The sequence below is a fragment of the Bacillus sanguinis genome (assembly GCF_018332475.1).
Taxonomy (GTDB): domain Bacteria; phylum Bacillota; class Bacilli; order Bacillales; family Bacillaceae_G; genus Bacillus_A; species Bacillus_A sanguinis.
In genome coordinates this window covers 1-1,534 of record NZ_BOQB01000406.1, presented here as the reverse complement: position 1 = coordinate 1,534, position 1,534 = coordinate 1, and the positions used below count along the sequence as shown (strand labels likewise).

The 1,534-nt window shown below is 34.0% G+C and carries 1 protein-coding gene; it reads left to right on the top strand.

What is annotated here, in order from left to right:
• Nucleotides 1-1,319 (top strand): peptide ABC transporter substrate-binding protein (locus tag KI369_RS26850; protein WP_212958584.1); only part of this gene is annotated, 1,319 nt, incomplete at its 5' end.
• Nucleotides 1,320-1,534: the final 215 nt, after the last annotated feature.

Here is a 1,534-nt window from a genome sequence, read left to right as displayed (position 1 = left end):
CAAAATGGTCAAATGGTGACAAGGTGACAGCTCATGATTTTATGTTTGCGTGGAAACGTGCAATTGCTCCTGAAACAGCGTCTCAATATGCGTCCATGCTCTTTTATGTGAAAAATGCGAAAGAGATTAATAAGGGGACGATGCCTCTTGATGAACTTGGGGTTACGGTTATAAATGATTATAAGTTAGAGGTGGAACTAGAACAGCCAATTCCTTATTTTTTACAGTTGTTAGCACTACCTATATACCTACCACAGCATGAATCATTTTTGAAAGAACAAGGAAAGAACTATGCATTGGAACCTAGTAATCTCCTATATAACGGTCCATTTATATTAGAGAAATGGAAGCATGAACAAGAGTTTCAATTAAAGAAGAATGCTACGTATTGGGATGAAAAGAAAGTGAAGTTAGACGAGATAAACTTTCATATTGTAAAAGACACAATGACGGCAGTGAATTTATATGAAGCTGGTGATTTGGATCGAGTACCTATTAATTCACAATTTGTAGACAAGTATAAAGGGAATAAGGAATTACATATGTCGAGCGATCCTGGAATTGCTATGCTACGTTTTAATGAAAAAAATAATGCATTGGCAAATAAAAAGGTGCGTCAATCTATTTCATTTGTGCTAAATAAAGCAGATTTCGTCGCTCATTTTATTAATAATGGAGCAAAACCTGCAACTGGGCTAGTACCAGTTGGGCATATCAATGAAGAAACGGGAAAAGATTTTAGGAAAGAAAACGGAAACCTTTCTTTATATGATGTACAAAGTGCGAAAAAGATTTGGGAAGAAGCGAAAAAAGAGCTTGGAGTAGAACAAGTAAACCTCGAGTTATTAACGTTTGAACAAGATAATGCAAAACGTATGGCAGAATATATAAAAGGTGATTTAGAAAAGAATTTACAAGGACTAACGATACAAATTAAACAACAGCCATTTAAGCAAAAATTACAGTTAGAACAAACAGGTGATTACGATATAACTATGGCAAATTGGGGACCTGACTATAAAGACCCAATTAGTTATTTAGAATTATTTACGACAGGTAATCCGAATAATAAAATGAATTACTCTAATTCTCGTTATGATGAATTAATAAAGAAAGCGAAAACTGATTTTGTACTAGAACCAGAGAAACGATGGGAAGCATTGCTAGAAGCTGAGCAGGTATTATTAGAAGATGCAGCTGTAGCGCCGCTGTATCATATTGGTTCAGCATATGTACAAAAGGATTACGTAAAGGGAATTGAAAAGCATCAATTTGGTGGTGTTTATACTTATAAGAATGCTTATATCGCTAATGAATAAATACAAAAAACCTTACTTTTTAAAAGTAAGGTTTTTTACAGAGGAGCAGGGAAATCCTTTGGTAGTGTTCCTAGCATATAAAGAAGAGAAGTGCAAAATTGTAGTTACACATTCATAAGAAGTTGCAACAAATAATATTGAGCAGTTTGTTTAAGTAAAAAGAAGAATAGAAATATAGCATACAAGGAATAAGGGAATGTAGTACAGATCAGCAT